Origin of the sequence: Rhizobium lentis (assembly GCF_014200175.1) — a bacterium.
Classification (GTDB): Bacteria; Pseudomonadota; Alphaproteobacteria; order Rhizobiales; family Rhizobiaceae; genus Rhizobium; species Rhizobium mulingense.
On record NZ_JACHBD010000022.1, the window covers coordinates 1 to 24,367 of the forward strand.

The 24,367-nt window shown below is 58.6% G+C and carries 11 protein-coding genes and 7 pseudogenes; 7 read left to right on the plus strand and 11 right to left on the minus strand.

Annotation, left to right across the window (positions count from 1 at the left end; genetic code table 11):
- Positions 1-1,824, minus strand: a pseudogene (locus GGI60_RS29790) (hypothetical protein); the annotation flags it as partial.
- A 1,034-nt stretch (positions 1,825-2,858) separates the two neighbouring features.
- Here GGI60_RS29790 and GGI60_RS29800 point away from each other — a divergent pair.
- On the plus strand, positions 2,859-3,047 hold the full coding sequence (locus GGI60_RS29800; RefSeq protein WP_183934982.1) for a hypothetical protein: 189 nt from the start codon (positions 2,859-2,861) through the stop codon (positions 3,045-3,047).
- A 174-nt stretch (positions 3,048-3,221) separates the two neighbouring features.
- Entirely contained in the window at positions 3,222-4,109 is an 888-nt protein-coding gene (locus tag GGI60_RS29805) for a host specificity protein (protein ID WP_183920007.1), read from the plus strand.
- Positions 4,110-4,243: 134 nt separating this feature from the next.
- On the opposite strand, the pseudogene GGI60_RS32310 reads toward GGI60_RS29805, so the two are convergent.
- Positions 4,244-4,514: pseudogene (locus GGI60_RS32310) on the minus strand (nuclear transport factor 2 family protein); the annotation flags it as partial.
- Between the two features lie 765 nt (positions 4,515-5,279).
- Here GGI60_RS32310 and GGI60_RS29810 point away from each other — a divergent pair.
- A pseudogene (locus tag GGI60_RS29810) lies at positions 5,280-5,859 on the plus strand (radical SAM protein); the annotation flags it as partial.
- Between the two features lie 210 nt (positions 5,860-6,069).
- Here the strand turns inward: GGI60_RS29810 and GGI60_RS29815 are convergent.
- The 8 genes and pseudogenes from GGI60_RS29815 to tssK form a co-directional block, all read right to left on the minus strand.
- Positions 6,070-7,080, minus strand: a complete 1,011-nt coding sequence (locus GGI60_RS29815; protein WP_183920015.1) for a LysR substrate-binding domain-containing protein — start codon at positions 7,078-7,080, stop codon at positions 6,070-6,072.
- 192 nt (positions 7,081-7,272) lie between these two features.
- Positions 7,273-7,599 (minus strand): annotated as a pseudogene (locus tag GGI60_RS29820) (carbamoyltransferase N-terminal domain-containing protein); the annotation flags it as partial.
- An 851-nt stretch (positions 7,600-8,450) separates the two neighbouring features.
- A pseudogene (locus tag GGI60_RS29825) lies at positions 8,451-8,690 on the minus strand (SIR2 family protein); the annotation flags it as partial.
- 99 nt (positions 8,691-8,789) lie between these two features.
- Positions 8,790-10,406: a hypothetical protein gene (locus GGI60_RS29830; protein ID WP_096772076.1), complete on the minus strand. Its 1,617-nt coding sequence runs from the start codon at positions 10,404-10,406 to the stop codon at positions 8,790-8,792.
- 296 nt (positions 10,407-10,702) lie between these two features.
- Complete coding sequence (gene tssM / locus GGI60_RS29835) at positions 10,703-14,308, minus strand: type VI secretion system membrane subunit TssM (protein WP_183920003.1); 3,606 nt, start codon at positions 14,306-14,308, stop codon at positions 10,703-10,705.
- A 9-nt stretch (positions 14,309-14,317) separates the two neighbouring features.
- Positions 14,318-15,607 (minus strand): type IVB secretion system protein IcmH/DotU, encoded by a 1,290-nt coding sequence (icmH, locus tag GGI60_RS29840; RefSeq protein ID WP_183919993.1) that lies wholly within the window; start codon positions 15,605-15,607, stop codon positions 14,318-14,320.
- Positions 15,607-16,788 (minus strand): type VI secretion system-associated FHA domain protein, encoded by a 1,182-nt coding sequence (locus GGI60_RS29845; protein ID WP_210314612.1) that lies wholly within the window; start codon positions 16,786-16,788, stop codon positions 15,607-15,609. Before GGI60_RS29845 ends, icmH begins: the two co-directional genes overlap by 1 nt.
- A 7-nt stretch (positions 16,789-16,795) precedes the next feature.
- Entirely contained in the window at positions 16,796-18,151 is a 1,356-nt protein-coding gene (tssK, locus tag GGI60_RS29850) for a type VI secretion system baseplate subunit TssK (protein ID WP_183919989.1), read from the minus strand.
- 659 nt (positions 18,152-18,810) lie between these two features.
- Here tssK and GGI60_RS29855 point away from each other — a divergent pair.
- The 3 genes and pseudogenes from GGI60_RS29855 to GGI60_RS32320 all read left to right on the plus strand — a co-directional run.
- Positions 18,811-19,371 (plus strand): annotated as a pseudogene (locus GGI60_RS29855) (transposase); the annotation flags it as partial.
- An 809-nt stretch (positions 19,372-20,180) separates the two neighbouring features.
- Positions 20,181-21,176, plus strand: a complete 996-nt coding sequence (locus tag GGI60_RS32315) for a hypothetical protein (protein WP_246720528.1) — start codon at positions 20,181-20,183, stop codon at positions 21,174-21,176.
- A gap of 283 nt (positions 21,177-21,459) precedes the next feature.
- Positions 21,460-21,864, plus strand: coding sequence for a hypothetical protein (locus GGI60_RS32320; RefSeq protein WP_246720529.1), 405 nt, complete (start codon positions 21,460-21,462; stop codon positions 21,862-21,864).
- A 1,140-nt stretch (positions 21,865-23,004) separates the two neighbouring features.
- On the opposite strand, the pseudogene GGI60_RS29870 reads toward GGI60_RS32320, so the two are convergent.
- Positions 23,005-23,225 (minus strand): annotated as a pseudogene (locus GGI60_RS29870) (IS3 family transposase); the annotation flags it as partial.
- A gap of 123 nt (positions 23,226-23,348) precedes the next feature.
- Here GGI60_RS29870 and tssA point away from each other — a divergent pair.
- On the plus strand, positions 23,349-24,341 hold the full coding sequence (gene tssA, locus GGI60_RS29875; RefSeq protein ID WP_183919982.1) for a type VI secretion system protein TssA: 993 nt from the start codon (positions 23,349-23,351) through the stop codon (positions 24,339-24,341).
- The last annotated feature ends 26 nt before the right edge of the window (positions 24,342-24,367 follow it).

Genomic DNA, 24,367 nt, shown 5'->3' on the forward strand with positions numbered 1-24,367 from the left:
CTCGTCGCCCAGGCGCAGATGATAATGGGCTATCAGGGGATCGATAAGCCGCGTCCTGGCGGCGAGATCCGGATCGTTTCGCTGCAAGTCCTGCAATAGCAGCTCATAATCCGTCTGGATATGCTGGTCGCCCAGCCATTCGGTATGGTCGAGCGACAATCCGCTGCGGCCTTCGATCGGTGGATCAACCTGCTGCAGCGGCGAACTTGATCTGGACTCGGCACGTGGATCCGAACGGCCGTTCGGACCGGCCGGTTCCCGGATACCTGCCTGCTCAGGGGACAACCCCGACGCTGCGTTCGCCTCAACGACTTGCTGGTACTGCCGAAGCCGCTTGAAAGACATAGTGAGTTTTTTTCCCATGGCTTCGCTGAAGTCTTGGTAATCTATTTTCAACGACCATTGCTGCTGATCACTGCCGTTGAGCCGGCTCGCTATGCTCTCCCTACCCCTGGTTCGCAGCCAATCACTAAACCTCCGTTGATTGCTGGCCATATTCCGGGCAACTTGCCTCTTGGAAGTCGAGTCCGATCCGAGCTTGCTCAGCTCTTCGTTGGCGCAGCCATCAATCATGCGGACGTCGTCGGGATAAGGATCATGCTGTTTCAACTGCGACTCGGCGCCTAGATACTGCCGCAGCCGGTCGAAACTCACGACCACTTTTTTTCCTTCATCCTTGGTAAAGGCCCTAAAATCGTCCTTCAACGACTGTTGCTGCTGATCAGTACCCGTGAGTCGGCTGACTATGCTCCCCCTGCCCGTCCTTTTGAGCCAATCGCTAAACTTTCGTTGGTTACTGGTATTTTTCTGAGAATTCGGCACCGGTCCGAACTTACTCAGCTCTTCCTTGGCCAAGCCATCAATGACGCGGGCGTCGTCGGGATAAGGATCATGTATCTGGCGCCCCATCAGGCGCGGCCCAGGTCCAACGGCTTGGAGTTCTTGCCCCTCAGACGCGAGCCTCCTGAAATGAGACAGTGCTGAGTTAAGACGGTTCTGATCATCCCCACCGCTTTCCCAATAATCCGCGATATCAACGGCTAGTGAATCTGGATCGTTTAAAAACCGAGAAGCCATCGAATCTCTGTTCGCTGCTCGGAGCCAACGAGCGAACCCCCTAAGAATACCTAAAATGGGCGCCAAGGTACCCTCGGGAACCCTTCCGTCCCCTCGGCCGATGCTACCGTCGGGTAGAATTTCGTAGTCTCGGACTGCTTCCGCGAACTGGTTGATGCGGGACTCGTCATCGGGATGCATGTCCCGGTCGGCGGGGCGACCACGCTTGGCGTAATCGACGCGAACCTTGGTTGAGACCACGTGAGTCTCCGTTGCGGCATCGACGTCTTGCTGCCCCGAACCCCGCGACGACGTCTTGCCGCTGCTCAATCCGAACGCCTTCTTGAACCCTGACGCCATGCGCGACTTAAATCCGCGGCGTTTGCCCTGCGGCGCCGCGGCGACTTCGCCCGCCTCCGCCATATTGCTCGATGTCTTGCCCCCCGAGCCGCCGAATCGCAAGCTGCTGGAGCCCGCCCGAGAGACGTCTATGCTGTGGCGGGCGCCGCTCAACGAGTTCTCCGGCGCCAGCGACTGCGGCGTCACTCGCATCGAACCGCCCACGGATCTGCGACGCGGCACACGATCGCCGGCGTCACTGTCGTGCGAACCGAGGCGCAAGTCGCTCAGATCCTGTTCCACGTCTCGTCTCAGTGAATAGTAGTCCCGGATCCAGGCGTCCGTATCGAAAGCTCCGGTCACGCCTTCGATCCACTCACTTACTTCGCGAGAATCGTCATCGCGCGGCTGGTTCCGTCTTGGGTACATCGATGCCGTCCTCCGGAAATCAAATTTGGAACCTCCATCCTAATGCCTGCCGACCGCCGCCCAGCATGCAAAAGCCAGATCCGATCATGCCCTCAAGGCATGGCCGAACACCTTATGCGACGGCTTGCCGACAGTCGTCTGCACTCGACCATCAGGCCGGTACATGGCTTGAGAGGCTCGCCAGCTTGCCGCTTGCCATGCGGAGCCCGCCAGAATTGGCCTTAATTTAAGCAGTTTCGAGTGATGTGTGGGACATGCAGCGTGAAGGGTGCCGTCAGCATTTCCGATTCCAACCAATCTTTCCGCCGGCCTTTCTGATTTCGCCGCCTCAGTGCGCGGCGACAAACAAGGTGAGACTCAGCCAGATTGTCGCTCTACAGAACCCACTCGGCCTTCCGTGATCATTCAACTTTTGAGGCTCATTCCCGCACCCGTATCTGTCTACACTTCAGCCCCCCCGTTACCGCGACGCCCGCAAGACTCGCCCCGGCTTCGCCGCTGTGACTTTGGCCGGATGGGACTTGCGCCGCCAAGCAGCTATCAGCTTGGCATGACGTATTCCCGAGCGGAGGTCCATCATCTCATTGGTCATCAGTGGCCTTGTATCGGGCTGTGCTTGAACAACCAGACCCTGCCGAAAAACCACTGATGCCCACCTACTCCTCAGAACCTTCACCACCTAAGGGGACTCCGTGGATCCGCTTTTCCAAAGCATTTTGGAATATCGATTTTGCATGATGGCGGCCAGTCCGGTTGCACTAGCATATGCGTAATCTGCAATTGGAGACCAACAACGGTGAACACAGAACAGGCCCGCGGGGCGGTAAATCCTCCGAGGACACCTCTAACATTCAAGCTAATCTTAGCCCTGCCGCGGCGCAGACACCTCCGACGGACTTCGACGATGGTTTGGCGAAGGGACCACGCTTTCACGAATCCTCGAGGCTTGGGCTGAGGAAAGGGATCAGGAGGAGACGAGGAGAGGCTGGAGGCGGTAAGACGAACTATAACGTGGATGGACGCTGGCGATGTTAATGCAACTACAATCACTGCGGCTGGCCAAGCCGCCGGCACTGTTCCGCCAGAGCTCCAGAAGCTCGCGGACGACAACCGGCTGTGAGCAGCTTCTCGAGCGGGTCCGGACGACGCTGGCAGAACCAGTGATCGCATCGGGCTATATGGGCCCCGCAGGTCGTCTTTCCGCCCAGTTCGCGGAAGTTTAGTCCCCTCTAGGCGAGACCAGGAGCCGCGCATGCAACGCGTACCCCCCGCTTCATCGAAGCTTAGCAGTCACGTATCCGCTTTATAGGCCGGACATGTGAGCGCACCGTTCCCACATGTGAAGCGACTGAAAAGGATGCGCTTCATCACACCTTTCACTCTCAGGAGAGACCGCCATGGATAACTCAGAACGATCGCTGCGCTACAACATTTCCGAGGAAGATGATCGCACCCGGGCCATGGCGGGGTGGATCGAGAATATGACCGGGGCACAAACACTTACGGGCATGCCGTCCCGATCAACGTCAGATCCCCATGCTCGTTCGCCTTCGTCGCCAACGCGGCCATACTCGCTCTCTTCCGAACCTCCAATTAAGGTGCTCGACAGATCGACATTTGCCAGAAAAGTGAGGGAATTTTACGGTGATGATATCAAGCACATTTCCGTCAATCCACAAGAGTACTCGCCCTTCGTGTCCTCTAAAGCCCTGCGTACGGCTACCATCGCTCGACTCTACGGCGGCACCGACATTGATACGCCCAGCGCGCGATATTTCAGCTATGATCTGGGAGAACGAAGCGTTGGGCTTTTAAGAACAGAGGATGGATTTAGCATCGAAAACGAGGCGTGGCGGGAACTATTTCCCGGTCGAAAAAGAATCACTTCGATTGTAGACCTTCGCGTTACTCATCCGCTTGTCGAGAACGCAGGCGATATTCTGCTCGAACATCAACTTCAACTCGACGGCGAACAGCCGTTAATCATGTCACGTCCCGCTTCGCCAGAGATGGGAGCCCGTCTAGAGCAGATGGGTTTCGTTGACGTGGGTCAAAATCGCTGGGTGCTCGACCCTACGCAACATCCGGACAAGTGGACAAAGAATAGCAAGGGTGGATGGCAGCGCGCAGGCAAACCTTGGAGTTATCTCTCTAAAACCGTGGACTATCTTAGCGACGATGAAGCAGGTGTCGAGGGGCATTCGAGTGAAGCCAGTGTCGAGACAGATTCATCCGATGATGACCCGTCTTGGTACTTCGAACACCTCAATTTGAACCGCGAATAAAAGCTTGCCGTCATCGTGATGACTTTTTGCGCCGCCGGCCGAGTTGATACGCCCCTCTATTACGAGGACGCAGGCGAAGATTAGAGACTGCAATCTTGCTGCGACTGTCTGCGACGGCCCGCCTCATGCTGCACTGTGAAGTAGCTCTCGACAGCTGCTTCAGTCGGGCTGATAAACTCAATCAGAACTTTCGTGATCTGGTGGATGTTGGGCGGTTCGGTCTTGAAGACACCAAGCGCGAACTCAATGAAGCCTCGGCGGAGCCCGTATCCGCTCCGTGATTGTCCTGCGCATCGACCCAGAAGGAGCTGCGCAGCGCCGCCTCGTCCGCCCGCGGCAATACCGATAGAGACAGTCGCGGATCGTTTCGCGATCATGCAATTCGACCATTTTCTTTTGGTCCATGGCCCGTCGCAAGTCTAGTCTTGAGTTGAAAGTGGCGTTCGGTGCATCTGCGAACGGACATTCGCGCCGTCGGCGCTTGACCTGGCCTCGCAATGCCGCTTCCCAGGGAACGTCTGTGAACTTGAAACCGCGTGCGTAGGACAGCAACTCTCGCGCAATCAAGGACCATTGCTCCGTTGGATTTTGCCTGCAAGAACAGCCAGTGCCTCTCTGCGCTTGTGTGGAAGGGAGCTAACGGTCCATTCGGCAACAATGCGATTGACGAGTTCGCCAGAAAGAGCCCAATGTCGACTGAATCCCGTTTGCGGCCGCCGGGCGCGCCGGCGCCTGCCTCGGCGAAGCCTCCTCCAAAGCCTGTGATCCGAACGATCCTGCCTGACTCGCAATCGGTGCGCGTCTGACCGAGCGGGAACGGCTGATCGACGCGATGGAGAAATCTGGGTGGGTTCAGGCCAGGCGGCTCGCCTCTCGGCTTAACCCCACCTTAGGTTGGTTATGCCATCCGCGGGCATCAAATCGGGGTGAAAGAAAGTTCTAAGCCTGGTGTGGTCGAACGGCCCGACCTGCCCTCCTCAACTCATGCACTCGAGGCGAGCTGCCATTTTACCGGTGTCTGTCTATTGTCAAATGCCTGACAACTTTATGTCGGGTCGCAAATGGAGGGAACCGGACAAAAAACGCTAACATATTGAAAAAAAGTAGTGATTTTCATTGGCATGACCCTTGCTTCTTGAACCGCGACGTTAAGCAGCAACGGAACCTTCAATGTCCCCACCAATGATTCCGCACAAGAGCCTGACCAGCACGACAACCATGAACCGGCTGCTGGCCACAGCGAAGTCCACTGCTTGCGCCGCGTCATTGTGCGGTTCGTCCGCAAAGCCGGCCGACATGGACCAAGCTATCTGGGCGAAGATCAAAAACCACCCCTGCTATTCAGAAGAAGCTCACCATTATTTCGCGCGCATGCATGTCGCGGTCGCACCAGCCTGCAATATCCAGTGCAACTATTGCAACCGTAAATATGACTGCGCCAACGAAAGCCGGCCTGGGGTAGTCTCGGAAAAGTTGACGCCAGACCAAGCGGCGCAAGGTCATTGCCGTCGCCAATGAAGTGCCGCAGCTTTCCGTGCTCTTTATCGCCGGAACAGGCGATGCCTGTTATGACCGGAAGAATACAAAGGCAACATTTGAACGCGGAGCCACAGAGAACCCCGCTATCAAGCTGTGTCTTTCAACGAACGGTCTGGCACTGCCGGACCGTCTCGGAGAGCTTGCTGACATGAATGTTGATCACTCGACGATCACCATCAACATGGTCGATCCGAGAGTCGGCGCGAAGATATCCGCGCCACTGCCGGGCCGTGCCGCAGCTCAGCAGAAGCCCGGACACAAGCAGGCCCCGCGAGCACATAGGCAGCCAAGTCTCGATATTCGTCCAACATGCCTGGCACTCTCGGTCGCAGCAGCGCTGGGGCCTTGGTCATCTCCCCGCGCAAAATGCCCGGTTGCTCTCTTTGATGCTTCAGGAGCATCCCGATCACCGCTTCTTGTGTCAGTCCGCTCCCGTCTCCAACGCGGCGGCGACCTCCTTGCGCAGCCATTTATGCTGCGGGTCGTGATGGCACCGCTCGTGCCAGATGAGCATGACCTTATACGGTGCCGGCTCGAGGGGTGGATCAACAACCCTAAGCGGCAGCATCGCGGAAACTTGGGTCGCAACGCGGCGCGGGACGAGCAATACCAAATCCGTTGCCGAAGCTACCACCGCTGCCGTGAGAACGCCGGAAAACAGTATGGGACTACGATCCGCTCGCAGGTTGGGCAAGTGGTCGTAGATCGGGCCGAAGTGGTCGGGGGAGTCCGTACTGATGGCAGCGTGACGCAAGGTCGCGAAGTTGTCGATCGTCCATTCCTGCGCCAGCGCTGGATGGTCGTGGCGCAACAAACACGCGAAGCGGTCTGTATAAAGACTGCGCCGAAAATAGCCAGGCAGTTGCACGTCGATATGCCCAACGGCCAAATCAATATCACCTTGCTCAAGCCCCCGCACGGCACGATCAAATGGCAAACAGGCGAGTGTGTCGAGATGAGGGGCACGCTCGCGTAACCACGGCAGGAGGCGCGGTAGTACAGCCAAAGCTTGATGATCGGGGATCGCCAGCGTTGCCCCCCTCCCCGATTCTTTTGAGATTACGCTGCGGCTTGTCACCATCTCTCGGATCGTACGCAGTGCCGACGGCAGCCTTTGAGCCAAATGTTCGCCTTGCGGCGTTGGGATCAAACCCGTTGAAGACCGCACCAGGAGATCATCATTGAACAAGCCGCGCAGCCTTCCCAGTGCGCGGCTCATCGCCGGTTGACTCCGCCCGATGTGCTGGCCCGCGTGCGTCACGTTCCGGTATTCGAGCAGAGCCTCGAGCGCCACCAGGAGGTTGAGGTCTATTGATGCTAGGTTTATCTGGTGTCCAGTGAGGCGCTCTCCTCTCCAATCTTGCAACATCTTTCGCCTATAAGCGAGTTGATCCGTCACCTCTTGTTCTACATTGCGTTTCATGAAGTTCATTCCTCAACAATCAATTCCGGGTCCAACGTTTTCGAGTTCATCTCGGCGGTGGAGCGTGGGTGACAACCTCCATGGCATTGTGCCAACACGCGTCCAATGGGCGGCCAGATCTGTGTGACGATGGCGATCACATGGAACATCGGGGTGTCCCACAGGAATATAGAGCCCGTGTCGACCTCCCCGAGCCCGTTGCAACAGCCTCGCATCCGATACTGGGGTGCTTGGGTGAGAGAGGCGCACGCGCTCGAGCACAGCGTTGCAATAGGCCTCGGTTGCATAATACGCGATGCGGTCGATGTCGCTGAGCTGAACACCTGCAGATGCGAGGCAATATTGAATCGAACGAATTGGTAGCGTGTTGGAGTGCTTGATTCGGTTAGGCCGTTCCTCTTCGACAGCCGCTATCACTCGGCCGTCGCGAACGCGAACCGCAGCCCCATCGTGCATAAAGCTGTTCGGTAGATCGAACGAATTTTCGTAGACTCTGCTTAGACGCCCACTCAGCCCTAGACACAGCATGTTGCTCTCCAGTCCGTTTCGAAAGGTAGGTCGCTCTGGCCCGACCGCCGGCTTTCGTAAGTTCAAAGCTTGTGTTTGACGTGTCAGATAGAGCTCACAGGCGAAGCCGATACTAATAGCGACCGGCTCGGCGACATTGCCGACAATCGATGCTGCGCAACCTTCTTGATGCTATAGTTGCGACGCCGCACGGAAACCCTGACCGAAGCATTTGCAGCAGAACTGCCACGTAACCTATCCACATTACTCAGTCCTTCATATTTCGGCCCGACAGCCGCAAGAAAACATCACGAGGTTTGGTGTTCCTGCAAAAGGCGCAGATCATGTCCTTGCGGCTGCGAGCGCGCCTGCTCTGGCTTCTAGTCATTGTGAGGGATGCACTCACAGATTTAGTCGACCAGGCAACAGTGCTTCTTGTGAGAGTCCATTAGCACTGAAACGGCAGAAGCAACGGCCAAGATTCTGCCCGATCACGTCCAACGTGATAACAATCGAGGCCAGGCAACTGACAGAGTGCTCCAACTCGTTTTCCAGCACAGTCTCTACCGAACCTGAGGACCCATTTTCAGAACTCCACACAATCGTTCTGCACAGCGCTCTTCAGCGTTTTTTCTAAGGGCAATTGTTTTGACCAGTAAAATTGTTTGTTTGGATGGAATGCGTGCATAAAAGGGATGGGTGGATTGATAGGAAGGCGAGCGGCACTACCATCCTTCCTTTCAAATGGCGGCCGTGATGATCAACGTTTACGGCAAATCCGCCTCCGACGTCGGTGTCGACCGACCGACCGACCGACCGACGAAATCCTCGTGTATCGTCGCATCCGCAATACTCCTTCTCTACTCTAGTTTTCAGCCGACAAGCCGAGCCGCAGCTTCGCCAGTCTGCACGTCGATAAGCGTGATCGGGCTTGCTGCAAAGAAACGACGTTCGTTGTTGGTCAGCGCTGCCGCATCCAGCACCGCCAAACGTGGGGCGTTGGATCGCTTCGTGATCTGTCGGGCGTAGGTGCGCAGCATCTGGTCGTTGAAGCGGCAGCCGATGAAGAAGAAGCCTCTGTTGGTGCGCCGCTCCTTCACCGCTTCGCTGATCCACCTGAGCGGCGGAACTCCTTCCGTCGCTGATGCAGCCGTTGATGGCGTGCTCGGCCGGCCTTCCGGTGGGCCGACCGGCATCGAGGCAGGCGATCACTACGCGGCGGGCGCGGCGCGCGAGGTTTCGATGCGCTTCAGTCCATCGGTGATGGCGGCGAGCCCTTCCCGCAGCGTCTGCCCTATAGTGCCCGGACCGATGTCGATTGGAGGATTGTCAAGCATGGCTACAATGTCGCTGCCGTTGAGATAGTCGAGCTTCTTCTGGACTGTGGTTCTGACACGCTCGGTCGCGCTCGACATTGCGTCACCGTTGCGTTCGGTGATGGCGGAGAGCTGATCCGAAAGCTCTCCACCGAACTGCAGGAAGATGTCGTCGACATACCTCCACGTTCCGCCGCGGGCTTCCACATCGACCATCTGGTTGATCTTGCTCTTTACCTCATCCCTCAGCGTCAAGGCAGTGTCGAGATGAGCCTGCCATGCAGCTATGATACTTTCGACCGAGTTTTCGACGGACTTGGTCCTTTCGGGCTGGTCTGTGATGCCAAGAAGGACCAGAAGTTGATCATCGTTACCGAGCCGCGGGACCACCGCTGCGATCAGACGCTCCACAACCGCGCGCCTACGGGCTGCATCGCCTAGTTCCTTCGGCCATTGCGACGACACTATCTTCGCAATCCTTTCAGAATTCGCGTTCTCTAGCGGATAAGAAAGCTGTCGCTCCTGAGCCTTTGCCTTGATCAGACGGAACAAGGACTCTACTACCTCGTCTTGATCGAGAGCACCCGTTGGGACTCTGTTCAGATCGATCCCATTCACCACGACCTCTTCGCGGCGGTCGCCGTTTGTCTCGCCCTGCCCCGCCCCATCGGGCATGTCATCCACATATTGAAGATTTCGCAGATTCTCAGGATAGGCCAGCATCAACAGAAGCCGGCCGGCGAAGTTGTGCAGCGTTGCCTCCTGCTCTTCCTGAGGCGTCGCAGCCAGCACACGTTGCAGCCAATCCGCGATCTTCGTGGTCAGATGGGACAACTCTGCGGTCTGTCCCGCGCCAATTTGCGCGCTGAGACTTACTGCGTGATTGGAAATGGTCGCTGCCGCGGCGGCAATGCCCTCCTTCACTTCCGGGAGAAGCTGCTCCAGGAGCTCAGCCCCGCCTTCACGCTTGCTTCTCTCTTCAGTTTCCTCAACACTCCCTGCGGAGTTCCCTTCCGCGCTATCGAGTGCCGCCATCGGCCGATTTAATTCTTCAGAGTCATCGGGTGGAAGAAATTGAGAGTTCTCCTCGGCGTTCATCTCAAACTGCTGAATGTCTTCTTCAGTTAAAATTCCTGCTTCCTGCATGTCAGGCAGCCTCATGCGGAAGTTCACGAAATACTTCTTCATCACCTTTTGGACCTGCGGGAACCCGGCCTTTCCACCATCAGCCAACTTGACGAGGATAACGCCGTTTTCGTTCATCCTGCCCGTGCCTCTCCGCAGAAGCGAAAAGGTCTCCTTACCACTATCCTCATCATCTTCAAAAGGCATGCTTTTCAAAGTTTGTGCCAATCCATTGAGCTTTTTCTTACTCACCAGGACAGCAGGCTTCCGCAGATCGCCAACCGTGCCAACCGCAAAGCAGAACTCCAAATCCGCACTGTTCCTCGTCTGGTCGATCAACTGCATAAACTTCTTTGCTCTTGTCCTATTGTGCTTCATTCCGGCCATTATATCTCTCCAGTTTCCTGTTCTAGATCAGTGTACGTCGGTTGATAGGATGGGACAGGATCTGATCACCCAACTTCCCGAAGATTTGCCTGATGGAGGTGACCGCGCTCTCCAGCGGTCTAGTCGAGCCGGAAAGCGGCGCGCCGAGATCAAGCAACGATCGCCGCCAGTCGCAGCCGTGACCGCCTCCGATCCGGCCGGCAACCGAAATGCCGACCTCTCCCGCCGCAGACCTGCGTGGGCGTCTCGTGATCCCATAGGGCCTTCCCAGCGCAAGTCGGATGCTATCCCGGCGGTCATAAGAAATCTGGACATCGGAATTCTGACAGCAGATTGCGGGACAACGGGCTCATCACGCTGTCAGGCTGGAGGTTAAAAACCGCCCAATGGTCACCGGACACCAGTCGTACCTGAATAAGGTCCCCACCTCCTAAGGGCCGCTTGTCCGCCTCATTTAAGAGGCGAAATAGCGCCCAATGGCCGCTCTTGGAGAGAATGGCGCCTCGAAAACCGATGAAAGCGACGGAAGCGCCGCCGACGCCGCTGGCCGTGGGCCAATGGAAATGCATGGCCGCGGCGGCCGTTCCTCGTCGATGTTCGAGGCGCTGGCCGTCGATGTCCACCACCACCTGGTCTGTCAACGGATCGGTCTCGGCGACGGTGAGCAGGAATCCAACTGACAACTGGCCGGTATCCTCGAACATGGTGTCGCGGATTGTGGCTGCCCGTTGGAACTGGGCCAAGGTATTGCGGCCGATAGGGAAATCGACACCGCTCGTTGGCCGAAACTGCCACGAACCTGTGGATTTGTCGACGAAGGGGGAAAGGTTCTCGGCGAAGAAAGTGTCGATCTCCGCCTTGCGGCCGAACAGTCGGGCGAAATCGCTCAAAGGGACATCCCGGCGGGATCCGCGCGCGAAGGGATACCGTCCTTCCGTAGCCCGCCGGCACAAATCGCCGGGGCCGCCCGCCCAACCGCTCGCCAACTCGCGCCTCACGCCGCTGACGGTTAGGTCCGAGCTGTGGCGGCTGAGGCCGAGGATCCATTGCCGGATGGGTTCGGGCAGATTGGTCGCTCCCGCCTCGATCTGGTGGATGGCGACGCCCGCCTGCCCGTTGTGTTCCAAGATGTTCGAACCCGCCAGCCCCTGCGCCTGGCTGAGGGAGCGATACAGTTCGCCCAGATCGCGGAGAGCACTGTCGATCGGCGCCTGCGCGCCCGCTTGGCTGTTCGACGGCACTTCGACCAACTGGTGCAGCCACTGGAAATGATCGTCCATATAGAGCCGGACGTGAGCTTCAGGCGTGTCCGCGGCCGGTTGAGAGCGGAACAGTGCCTCGAGCTCGCTTGGCAACACCTCGCCTTGGGGGACACTGTCACCTTTCGTCAAGCCGTCCTCGGGAACATGTGGTTGCTTGAGCTTTAGCTCCTGCGCCGCCGCGAAAAGGAACAGGCGCATTGGTGACGTCGGCGCGGACAGCGTGTTCAAGGTGCGCAGCGCGTCATCGATGCCCCCAAACGGGTGGATAGACATATCGCCAATGAGCTGGTCCCAGCGCAACGCGAACTCCTGAGCGTAGAGATCCGCCGCCGAACGCCGCAGCTTCTGGCTCACATCATCGGCTGCGGTCGGCGCGACTACCTGTGCATCGAGAACCCAGCCTTCTGCAGCGACAGCGTCAGCCACCTGCGGCAGCAATCGCAGAAAAATTCCGTAAAACCCCGCCCTCGTGTAGATGCCAGGAACCCCCTCGCTGAGCGGCTGTCCCGATTTGCGAGCCAGGACGCCCTGCGCCAGCGGCCCGGCATGGTCGGCCAGACGCCAGGTTGGCGCCCGCGAGGCTTCGGGACTGGTCGCGATGATGTCGAGGACGCGGCGCGCCATCGAGACGGCCTGGAGCTTCGCGCGGCTCCTCTCGATCAGTTCGCCGTTAAGCTCACTATGGGGCAGCGGCCCTTCCATGAGGGCATCCAGGTGATCAGCGAGCGCGCGGCGCAGGCCGGCATCGGCTTCGGCCGGAAACATCACTCCCCAGTCGGCAGCCATCCAGTTCATGACGACCGCGCGCTGGAGCGGACCCTGCTGACCCAGCATCAGGTAAACCTTTAACGCCTGGTAGACGAACTGATCATCGTCGTGCCGCTCGGCCAGTAAGGTTTCCAATCGGAAGATCAGCCGCGGCAGAAGGACGGTGTTCAAGGCGCGGCGGTACGCCGCGAGCGTTTGAACCTTGATTTTCTTACTCTGGTCGAGACCCGAACTTGATAGGCGGTCGCCCGCGCTGTCGCCGTTAGAATCACGCAGCCGCTGAAGCAGTGGCAGGATGGGTCGAAGATCGGCACTCTCAACCCGGTCGAGCTTCAGCTTTTCGGCCCCTCTGACATAGCTGCCAGCCATTAGGCGAACGCTCTCGATCCGCTCAACATTCCGAATATAGCTGAACGTCCACAAGACGCCGGCGCTAACGATGACCGCCGCTATCATCGTGTAGGCGCTATATCGGATCCGCCGCTGGCGCCGATCGAAGCGGTGATTGGCACCGACGAGCCCAGCTTCGGCGAAAACGACTTCGCGCAGCAGCCGGCTGATGAAATAACCACGCCCCGGGCCACGAAGCGCTGTACAGGGCGGCTGAGCGATCTCGAAGGTCTGAGATCTGGCGTTCGCAACTCGATCGAAGGGCATGCCAATTTGCGTGCCGCTTAAGAAGTAGACGCCGCGGAGCATAAGCGGTTCCTGGAACGAATTCCCGCCAAAGGCTTCCTTCAAGAACTGTTGCGTCAGGTGCTTGAGGCTAGCGACCTGCTGTGGGAAGCCGAACATGAGCGCGCGACGCTGGAGGTTGCTTTCATGCTGCATTCGTTCAAGCAGCCTTTCGTTTAGGCGGCCAACCAGCGCATCGTATGCTGCGGCAAACGCCATCGGATCGCCTTCGTCCTCCGAAGCCTCTTGCGCAAAGCTGAACCCCCACACCGCCTCCCGCCCCTCGCGACCCAGATCGTCGAAGAATTCAACAAATCCCGCCAGCAGATCGCTCTTAGTGAAAAGCACATAAATCGGCAGTTGCAGGCGAAGCTCCCTGTAAACTTCGAGGAGCCGCTCACGGATACAGCGCGCGCGATCGGCGAGCACTTCCTCGGATGTCGAGTTCAGCTCGCTGATCCCGATCGTGACTAAGACCCCGTTCAGCGGCTGCCGTGGCCGGGAGCGTCTGAGCATACGAAGCAAGCCACGCCAAACCGCTTTGTCCCGGTCTGCATCACCTTCCTGTATCGTGTAGCGCCCAGCAGTGTCGACGAACACCGCGTCATCGGTGATCCACCAGTCGCAGTTTTCCGTACCCGCGACCCCACCGGCGGCTCTCAGACCGGACCTTGCAGCCAGCGGAAAGCTGAGCCCGGAATTGACTATTGCTGTGGTCTTCCCCGAGTCGGGCGGACCGATCATCACATACCATGGCCGCTGATAGAGCCACCGCCTGCTGATACCTCCTGCGTAGCGGCGCCCCTTGAGTGTGGTAAGGGCCTCGCGGAAACGATGACGAATCGCCTCAAGCTCTCTTTCAGCAAGCGTGCTGGCTTGGCCCACACTTCGGTCGGAAGGCCTTGGGTCTCCCTTCTTCTGCTCGGCCCCAACCTCGTCCAGGGCTCCCGACACTCGTGATTGGACGAGGTCTTCAAAATAGGCCTGAACCTTGTAAAGCTGGGACTGGATCAAGTAGATCACGGTGTATCCGACCGGAATCAGCATCGATGCCGCGATCTGGCTGCGAAGGCTGTCAAGCGGCGCAAATCCTCCGACCGAGATGTGTGGTCCGAGCGTGAAGATTAAGGCACACACGATCCCTGCCCCGCCGACACGGAGCCATTGCCACCTAAGCGCTTTTTTGATTGACTGCATGGCCTGCCTTCATCGTGTCTTTGTGATGATGATTTCAATCCGACGGTTCCGCGCGCGGCCCTCAGGCGTATGGTTCGAAGCGACCGGTTCACCGCTCCCTCTGCCCTCTTCTCGCACGCGGCCTGGGTCATCCATGATGGATTTGATAATCTCGGCAGCTGTCCTCGCACGCGCGAGCGAAAGGGAATCGTTTGAAGGGAAGGCGAGCGATTGCACCGGCATGGCGTCGGTGTGCCCGGTCAGGAGGATTGCTCCCGACTCATCGTTCAGAGAACGACCAATTCGTAAAAGAAGCGGCAGGAACATTTTCTTCACTTCCGGACTAGCAGAATCGAACATCCCGGAGGCGCGAATGGTAACGACGATCTGCTGTGGGTCCTCGGACACAGTGACAAGCCCTTCGCGGATTTCGGGCTCGAGGAAGTTACGCAGTCGGCCGCTGCTCATCACAACCTTTGGCGGCAATACGATTCTCACCGATCTGACAGCGCCGTTCGGCGGCAATGTCGCGAGATCGTTGAAGACAGCATCGGCGCGGGCATTTAATGCATGCAGAAGTCCGGTATAGATCGAGAGGAGTAACCCTGCCCCAAACGCTACGACAGCCCAGATTGGAACGATTGTGCGGCGTGGCTTCGGATTATTAGAGTTCCTCCGCCAGTGCGGGGATAGTTCGCGCTCGAAGTCACCACGGGCTGCTCGGATCAGGCGGTAGACGTCTTCGCACAGCACACTGAGCTCTGCGGCTCCTCCCGCAGTGACGCGGTAGCGGCCTTCGAAGCCCAACCTCATGCAGTAGTAGAGCAGCTCCAGCAGTTCTATATTGATGGCCGGTTCATTTTTCAATTGCGTCAGCAGATCGAAGAAACGCTCGCCGCCCCAGGTATCGCTGAACAGCGATCCCACCAAGCTGCGCGTCGTCCAGACGCTGTTGCTGCCCCAGGCTGTGTTCAGAACGATGTCATCGATGGTCGCGCAGAGGGCGTATTTGCAGACCTTGATCGCTCGCGATGGCAATCCGAGCGGCGTGATCCGACGCTCAAAAGCATCGATCTCCTGCAGCACTCTAAGGCGCAGTGCTTCAACGTCAATATGGCTAGCACTGCTCTTGAGCTGAGCGCTGAGACCCAGCAGCGCCGCCGCGGCGGCGACCAGTGGATTAAGTCGGTCGAGCGCAAGCATCTCCCAGGTAAGTTCGTCCGGCACTGGCGATGACGGCGAAGGGACAGCCAACTGCTCCTCGGCGTGGAGGAGGACGAGTGGCTGGGATTCTGGCATCGTTTCCTCAATCACCATCATCAACCCGCCCACTTCCCTTCGGAGCGGACGCTCTCATCGTGGGATCGGCGGGCGGGTCGTCGACGCTCTCGCACTGGGCGCGCGAAGTCGGCGCCGAAGCTCCGGAGCAAATCAGTTTCGATGTTCGATACGACGTCATTGAAGACACGCACGTACGCACTCCGGTTTCGCGCCTTATGGTTGCGGTGCAAAAGGGAACGGGTCCGCCCCATCGCCTTCTCGATCCCTGCTAGGGACAAGCGTGCACGGACGCTGGACAGAGCCTTCTGCACAGCCGCGAAAAACACGTCATGCGTCCCACGGTCGGCGAAGGCATGCTCAATGGCCAGGTCTCCGCGGAGGAACCCCCTGACATCCGGAACGAACCTCAGGGGTTTTTCGTCGGAACTCTTATTTCTGAATGATTGTTCGCCAGCTCTCGCTCGGAGTGAATGTTGTGCAGCGCGGCGGAATACAGAAGCATTTTCCCTGCACGATCCAGCACGCTTACGATGCCGGCATTCCGGACATCTGCCAATGATAAGCCACAGGCGGCAAGAAAAGCCGTGACGGCCGCCCGATGATTCTTGTCGAGATGATTGATCTACCTTGGGTTGCGCCAAGATGGGGGCCCGATCCGGCACACTGTCTGCGTAGATATCCAACGGACTTCTCATCATGCCCGCCAGCGCGTCAAACCGAGTGTCTAAGACTGGCAATGGTGGGAACTCGCCGTCCCTCAGGTCCAGCAGCGCTTCTTCACCCCGGGCGCGCTTGCCCGCCAGGAGCGACGAGGCCATTTCGCGGGGGCCAAGAAAACTCAACTCCTCACTTGTCGCTGCAAGTTGTCCCTCCGGTTCGGCGGCACTCTCCGCAATGGATATCGAAGGCGACACGACGACATCGATCCTATAGGCGCCGATCTGAATAACATCGCTGGTTTTCCGGGCGACCGGCGCCTCTGACGGAAGCGGCACAGCCTCGTCACTCAGGCATGTGTTGCCGCGGCCTCGGTCGATCAGTCCGTATCGCCGTGCCATGCATTCGATTGAGCAGTGGTATTTCGAGACCATCTGCTGATCATCCGGCAGAACGAGGCTGTTGCCTGCTCGGCTGGTAGTCAGCCCACCAGCCGCGTCGCCAGGCACGAGATATTCCGGAAAACTGCATCTATTGCTGTGTACACGTAGCGTGAGGGGCATTGGTGGGCTAACTCAAATTTGGGTTCTGTCCGGCTCGGATGGCCCAAAGAGCCATTTCGAGATTTGGGAAGTCGCCAGCAACGTGCAGCGCCAAGCCAGCGGATTGGGGCATATCCTTCCAGAAGCGGCTATTTTGATCGATCTCGAAATAGCTGAATCCAACATGGAACGGGATCTGACGCGGCGCGACCGGTAGGGGATTGATGATAATGCCGGGCAGTGCGACATTGACGAGTTCCGTGATTTTCTCCGCCGGGCCGATCTTAATCTGAGACGGGAACTCGCGCCGGAGGCGCTCGACCTCAATATCAGCCCGAGCAGCCAGCACGAAGCTCGAGGTCGTAAAGAGAGAGCGGTCGGCCACCTCAGCCACATGGATACCGTATTTTTGCCGCTGCAGCGGTACGGAGACCGCAGTCTGCTCAATCACTGCACCCAGCGAAGCCCGGATCGACTGGATCACTGGCAAAAACGCCTCCGCGAGAGAGTCGTGCTTGTAAACACCAAGGGTCGGGGCACGTTTATCGAGGCGGGCGAACGTGGCTAGTTCACCCGCCAGCTGGAGCATGAGAACATACAGCGATTCCGGATTTACAACGGCGGCCTTGGACAGGTGGCAGAAGTACGGCTCGTACCGATTGATCGCCTGCAGCAGAAGGAAGTCCGCGAGCTCTGCAACCCGGTTCGTGCCCGACTGGGAGACCCGAGTAGCCAGAGCTTCACCACGATGGTGAAGCAGGCCGGTGATCTCAGTGATGTAGTTCGAGAGGACCCGGGAGCTGGCGCAGTCGGGGGTTGGCGGCACGTGCGTCTCGTCCAGAATGATCTGTCCGTCGGCCCGGACCTCTATGATACGGGCGATTGGGATGCAAGTGTAGCCAGACCGGTCTGCCGCGTCCGGCAGCAGTCGAAAATCCAGCCGCGCTACGTCGATGGAGGCGCTGCCCCGCTCGCCAGCGTTGGTGTCGACAACATCCTCAGTGGAGACTGCGAAGCGGATAGGTACGTCAATTCCCGCTTGAGCGTCGGTTTCAAGAGCGCCGGGTTGATAAAACGGTACCGCCAAGTGAATAAGCGAATCTCGAAAATCCCGCGGAACGTCGTAGGGAGTTGGCTGGTTGGCTTCGTCAGGAATACTGAAGGGCATGCCGTCCTCCAAGACGCCGCGAGCCACTTCGATGGCGATCTTGCCGAGACCAAGTAGCTCTCGATTGAGCCGCAGCTCGCTGATACCCCACCCGTACCCATGCAAAACCGCCGTCCTGCTACGCACCAGCTGTTCGACGTGACGATCGGCCTGCTGAAAATGCTGCGGGCGGAGGAATAAGCCCTCCGACCAGACGACCCTATTATTCCACGACATTCAAGACTCGCCTCGCGTCCACCTGACAGAACGGCTTTTCTCCGTAAAAAGTAGCAGAGCTTCACTGCCCCCTTGCATGCACATCTGATATCCAACAATGCGCTGGTAGAAGAGCATCGCGTGTCGAGACAGCTCAGATATGCAAGTGCCGAAGCTCATCAGGATTGGTCATGAGCCCCCTTGCAGCGCGACAAGCAAGGGATCTCATCTAGACTGTCGCTCAGTAGCCCGTTGCCCTCAGAGCCTTATTGGTCGTTCATGTTCACACTGACCTACTACGTGCCAATTCGGCCCGTCCTGTCGCTCGTACGGGATGAATCTTGCAAATGACCGCCCGGAAGCCTTGAGAGCCGGCGCCGCAAGTACGGGGCCAAAAGTGCAGCGCAACAGGCAAGGTGACACGTGATGCGCATTGCCTCGTCGAAAATGTTCCTGAATACGCCGAAGGCATGTGCCGCCGCCAACATCGTCTTCACGCGCCGCCGCCCCTAAAGCACCTTGACGACTAGTTTAGCGATTAGACAACCACCTCCTGGACACGATCCACGAACCGGTTGCAGTCCCGGTTCGCGCCAGGTGCGGGGTAGCAGCCCTGGCGGCATGGATCATTCATGCGGCGAAGATAGGCTTTTCCACATTTGGTGAGGCCCAATAGCTAGCGAATGGGATATGCGCTGCGCCTCATGTTGGCGCGCGAGCACATGCTCGATGGCACGGTGAAGATCGACCGTTTTCATCTCGGTGAGCGACCGAGAAAGAATCCGGACGGTCTACCGCCTGGACGTGGCCGAAAAGGCCTTTCGATACGTGCAGGGCGCGCGACGGCGAAAAGGGATCGAACCGCATGCCTGCTTGATGGGCGGTGAGGCGTTCATGGCGATTGGCAAGAGCTTCGCTACGCATGAGAACGTAAAGCATTCGAGCCGCGAATTCGTTCGAGACGCCGCCCACGTCAACTCGGTGGGAGGTTTCAAGTCCCGGGTCCGCCGCACCATTGCCGGCGTCTTTCATCATATCATATCAGCCCCCAGCATGCCTTGCCTTTCCACGAGATCGGCTTCCGCTGGTCACAGCGCATTGTTACGGGCCAGGCAGTGCGGATACTGGTCACGGGTGCCGCCGGCGCTGCGATTGCTGCAAGTCTTTCGCGCTATTACCGGCCGGCAATGCGCAGAAGTCCGGATGCCGGGATTATCGTTAAATCTCCCAGTCTTTTGTGATAAGGCCGCGTTGTTTAGCGGAAGCCAGCAAAGAGTTCGAAGACGAAGCGCCGACCTCACTGGCGCCGCAATTGGCGACAGTTGCCACTACCCTGGGATCGGTGGGCCAATCAATCCCACCATAGAAGAGATTATAAGATTTTCGCGTCGTAACCGGCTTGCGCGGCACCGGCGGCCGTCAGCGTTGATAGCCAATCCGTGCCGATCGCCACATCAAGCACGGACCTCCAGTCTGGAGAACGGGTCGTCGCTGCATCTCTCGAAGGATCGCCGCTGTCGTTATGGGTTACGCAGGAGCTGCGCCATAGCCGCTCACTAACTGGATGCGAGCATATCACCTGTGCATGCAATCCAATGCCGGGACTGCGCTAGTTTGAATCGCGGGCTCTTCTCCGTGGTTTTCGATGTTCTGCTGCAATGATGCGTTCACGCCACCAGCTATCAACGGCCTGGCCATGTTCGGGATCTGCCGGCCTCCCGTCACCTGAGCTCGATTCCGCAGAGCCGCCCCATGCCACAACAGCAGCAAACGGGACCCACGGTGATTGAGCGGCGTCCGAACGAGGCTCGGCAACCTGGAGCGGTCGATGGTTGCAGTCGCGTCCCTTGCGATCTGGTTAAGTCGCTTGAGCCCCTGATAAATTCTGACCTTCCGTCAGCAGTCGGTGCTCGACAGCTGACCCCTTGTTTCCTGAAGGCCATATCCCAGGGGGGTGAGCATGGTTGACAGGGACCCTCGGACTAGAGGGCAGGGCTCTTCGCGCGCGAAGGAGGGCCGGCACCCAGCGGATCAAAGAGCGCAGTCTTCGGTGGCGCGTGTCGATCACGTGGCCGACAACTTCAATTCGGACGACATCTGGCAAGAGAATCCGATGTTGCGTTACGTGGAAAGGCTAACGGGGCTTACCCGAGTACCCGTCGCCCCGGCAGAGACCGCGTTCAACCTCGCGAGCGCGACAGCGGCGGGAGCCAGCCCTCGGCAGCCAATGGATCAAAGCACGCAGCCTTTAGTGGCGTCTGCCGATCAAGAGGAGCTTTGGCAGGCGGTGGATCAAGCCGGTTCGCCGTCGGCCGCGAGCTTCAATTCACAGGACTTCTGGCTGGAGCCTTCTGAGTGGGCCTCTTGGGCTGCGTTAAGCGTCGACCAGCCAAGCCCGCCGACCGAGCTTCAAAGCCCTGAAGAACTAACCCCGCAAATGATGGCTGACATGACGGAACTGATGAGAGTTCCGGTCGCCCCGGCAGAGACCGCGTTCAACCTCGCGAGCGCGACAGCGGCGGGAGCCAGCCCTCGGCAGCCAATGGATCAAAGCACGCAGCCTTTAGTGGCGTCTGAGGAGCTTTGGCAGGCGGTGGATCAAGCCGGTCCGCCGTCGGCCGCGAGCTTCAATTCACAGGACTTCTGGCTGGAGCCTTCTGAGTGGGCCTCTTGGGCTGCGTTAAGCGTCGACCAGCCAAGCCCGCCGACCGAGCTTCAAAGCCCTGAAGAACTAACCCAGCAAATGATGGCTGACATGACGGAACTGATGAGAGTTCCGGTCGTCCCGGCAGAGACCGCGTTCAACCTCACGAGGACAACAGATGAATACAATAATGCCGATCGCATTATTCACCTCGTCGAGGGCCAGCCGCTGGAGACTGGCCCTCAGCGCAGGGGGCTGCATGGCCTTGGGAATTTAGAAGCCTCGGCGGTTGCCAGGCCGACCGAGGTGCCGGGTGAAAGAGAGGAGCATTCGGCCCATGTCCGAGGTGCCCGCGGAGCCCAGCGATCCGACCGGTGGCGGGCGCAAGAGGCAGACTACTGAGAAGGGCGCAGATCCCAGGCCCAGCCGCAAGCAAAAGTTTTATAATTTTGAAGCTTCGGCGGTTGCCAGGCCGACCGAGGTGACAGGTGAAAGAGAGGAGCATTCGGCCATGTCCGAGGCGCCCGCGGAGCCCAGCGATCCGACCGGTGGCGGGCGCAAGAGGCAGACTACTGAGAAGGGCGCAGATCCCAGGCCCAGCCGCAAGCAAAAATTTTATAATTTTGAAGCTTCGGCGGTTGCCAGGCCGACCGAGGTGACAGGTGAAAGAGAGGAGCATTCGGCCATGTCCGAGGTGCCCGCGGAGCCCGGCGATCCGACCGGTGGCGGGCGCAAGAGGCGGACTACTGAGAAGCACGCAGATCCCAGGCCCAGCCGCAAGCAGAGGTTATATGCTCAAAGGCCGCTGGCGTTGGCGCCTGATCTCAGCGCCGCGAATGCCAGCATAATCGTGGGGGGCTCAACGGGCGATCTCGTCGATCGAGCGGCGTTCAAGACGGTGTCGGCCCAGGATCAGGCGAGGCTGGACGAAATCGCCAGGCAGACACCGCGGCAGTCGAGGCAGAGCAAGGGGGCGTGGGCGGACTCGCTGAAGGCGGCCCATCCCGATCTCAGCGCCGCCGATGCCGCCATAATTGTGGGTGCCTCAAAGAAACGGATAGCCAGGAGGGCAGCGTTCAAGGTTATATAGGGCGGCTCATGACTCATCACCACATTCCCTAGGAACTGCACCATCATGTGCGTTGGTTGTCCACCACGGGATTGCATGAGCATGTGAGAGCGCCGAATTTTTCTTCAGCCTGGAGGCCAATACCTGGCTCGAGATCGAGATTTAGGGGCACGACGGCCGGCGCATTCCGGCTGATTAACACGCCGAGAGCGACCTCGGCTTCGACGGCGCGGATCGCAGAATGTCGGCTCGCATGCCGCTGCGACCATCGGCCTGCTCCTCGCAAGATTGGCGCCAAGGCCGCCGTCGAACGATGACGAGGAGGCAAGTTTTCCCAAAACGTTCTTTAGCATAGAGGTAGAAGGATTGGCGGCGGGATTCGATTCCTTTTAAAAGATCACGCAAAGCCGCATCACACCCATTGTCAATAGAATATACCGCGACGATGGTTATTAGACTTCGACTTCCGTCGAAAACGGCAATGGCGCTCGCGAAGGAGGCCGGCCGCTGCGAAACCCCGCCATCTCCGCACCCCACTCGTTCGCTCCAACTGGGAGCAAAATTTAATGAGGCAACGTGCGAATCTCGGGGAGCATCGTTACATGCGGTCAATACGGATCTCATCTAGATTGTCGCCCTATACGCCTCGTGCGGCGGTCCGGCGGAGCGCAGGAGATTACATGCCGTTGAAGTGCTCGAGCCGTTCTACCACTGACGCCGGGTCGCTGCACGCGCGATGGACCCGCCGGCTGGCCGCTCGTTCGATGTGGGTCCGCGCCCCGACACCCCCAAGACCGATCGCCGACGACGCCATCCACCTTATGCAGCACCCATTGCACCCTCTGCGCTTCGAATCCTCCACTAGGCAGAGCGGCAGACGGCCGAATGGTTGCAACTCCCAGGCTTTCTCGCGTTAGCAAGCTAATGCGTTTGACCGGGTGCCGTGGACCTCTCACGTCGGCAATCTCGTAGCCTCATCAGGTCAATTCGAGGCCAGCTGGCGTTGAGCTTCACATGTATCACACCACGCCCGTCGCCTTGGTGCGGACCCTGGTGCTGGCGCGGAGGCGGCCGCGCGAAGACTCCGTAGTTGGAGGCCTTCAGGATCACGTTTGCAACGGTACTCCGCAGGTTGCCCTTTGCAACGACTGCCCCCGCGCTATCGGTGAGTTGATCCGACACGTAGTCCAGCGACCAACGATCATTGGCAGCCAGCGGGATCAACACCAACGCTTTCCTTTCGCTCGTTTCCGGCCACGGCGCTTGCGCATCGTGAGCTTCTCCTCCCGATGGAGCCGGAAGAGCTTCTTGTGGTTCACAAGGTGTCCCTTGCGCCTGAGCAGCACATAGCTGCGTCAAGATCCGAAGCGGCGGCGTTCACGCCCCAAGCATTCACGACATATACGAATGTCGATTGTGCATGAGCAATCGCGTCTGCTCATTGCTAAACATTGAGAAACAGAGGCGCGACGATCTTTAATGTCGGGAAAACTGGGATTTTGGTCATGCTCGATGCAGATCATTTATTAAAACCGATCAGCGACGGCAACGCATGCGGGGATGCTCTCGATTACGATCTGAGCTTCCTGGAGCTCGAGATAGCGTCGCATGGCAAGCCGCACCAGCAGATAGGCGACTCCATCGCCACCGAGGAGGCTCCCAATTGGACAGAGGTGTGGCGGCTTGGCCTCGACCTTTCTGCCCGCACTAAGGATCTAAGAGTCGGCATCTTGCTCACACGATCCGCCCTCAGTCAGTTCGGCTTCCCTGGTCTAAGTCAGGGGCTTGAGCTGCTCGCGGCCTATGTCGAGCTCTACTGGTCAGAGCTACATCCGCGACCGGATCCAGAAGATGACGGAGATCAGACCGTTCGCCTCAACGCTCTGGCAAGCCTCTGCGATCTCTCCGGGATCTTGGCGGAAATACGCCAAGTTCCACTCACCGCCTCCAGGCAATTCGGGACATTTACGCTCCGCGATTGGGCTGGTGCGCTACGGTCGCAGTCTGCGGAAGTTGATCGTTCGACTATCGAGCTCGCTTTCACCGACACCGACCCACTGCAGCTCGAGCAGATCAGCACTGGTCTCGACGCCAGCCTAGCAGCCGCCACCGATCTAGACGCGAGTGTTCGGCGGCACGTTGCGAGTGACGAGGCCGTTCGATTCGACCCTCTGATAGTGCTACTCACCCAGGCCAAGGATCTGGTCGACGTCCATCGGAAAAGGGCCCAGCCTGCAGCCGCGGCATCTTCCTTGCCAGACTCCAGCAAGGCCCCATACCCCGAAGTGATCCGCAACCGCGATGACGTTGTCGAAATCCTTGGCCGCATTTGCCACTGGTACCAGGTGAACGAACCCGCGAGCCCGCTATCAGCCCTTCTGGAGCGCGCACAGCGACTTGTCTCGAAGGACTTCATGGCTCTTGTCAAAGAGTTGGCGCCAGAAGGGGTTGCCCAGTACCGCTCGATTGCCGGCCTGGCGGTCGATGAGGGCACGTGACGTGCGTAATCTTCCTAATCAGGAGT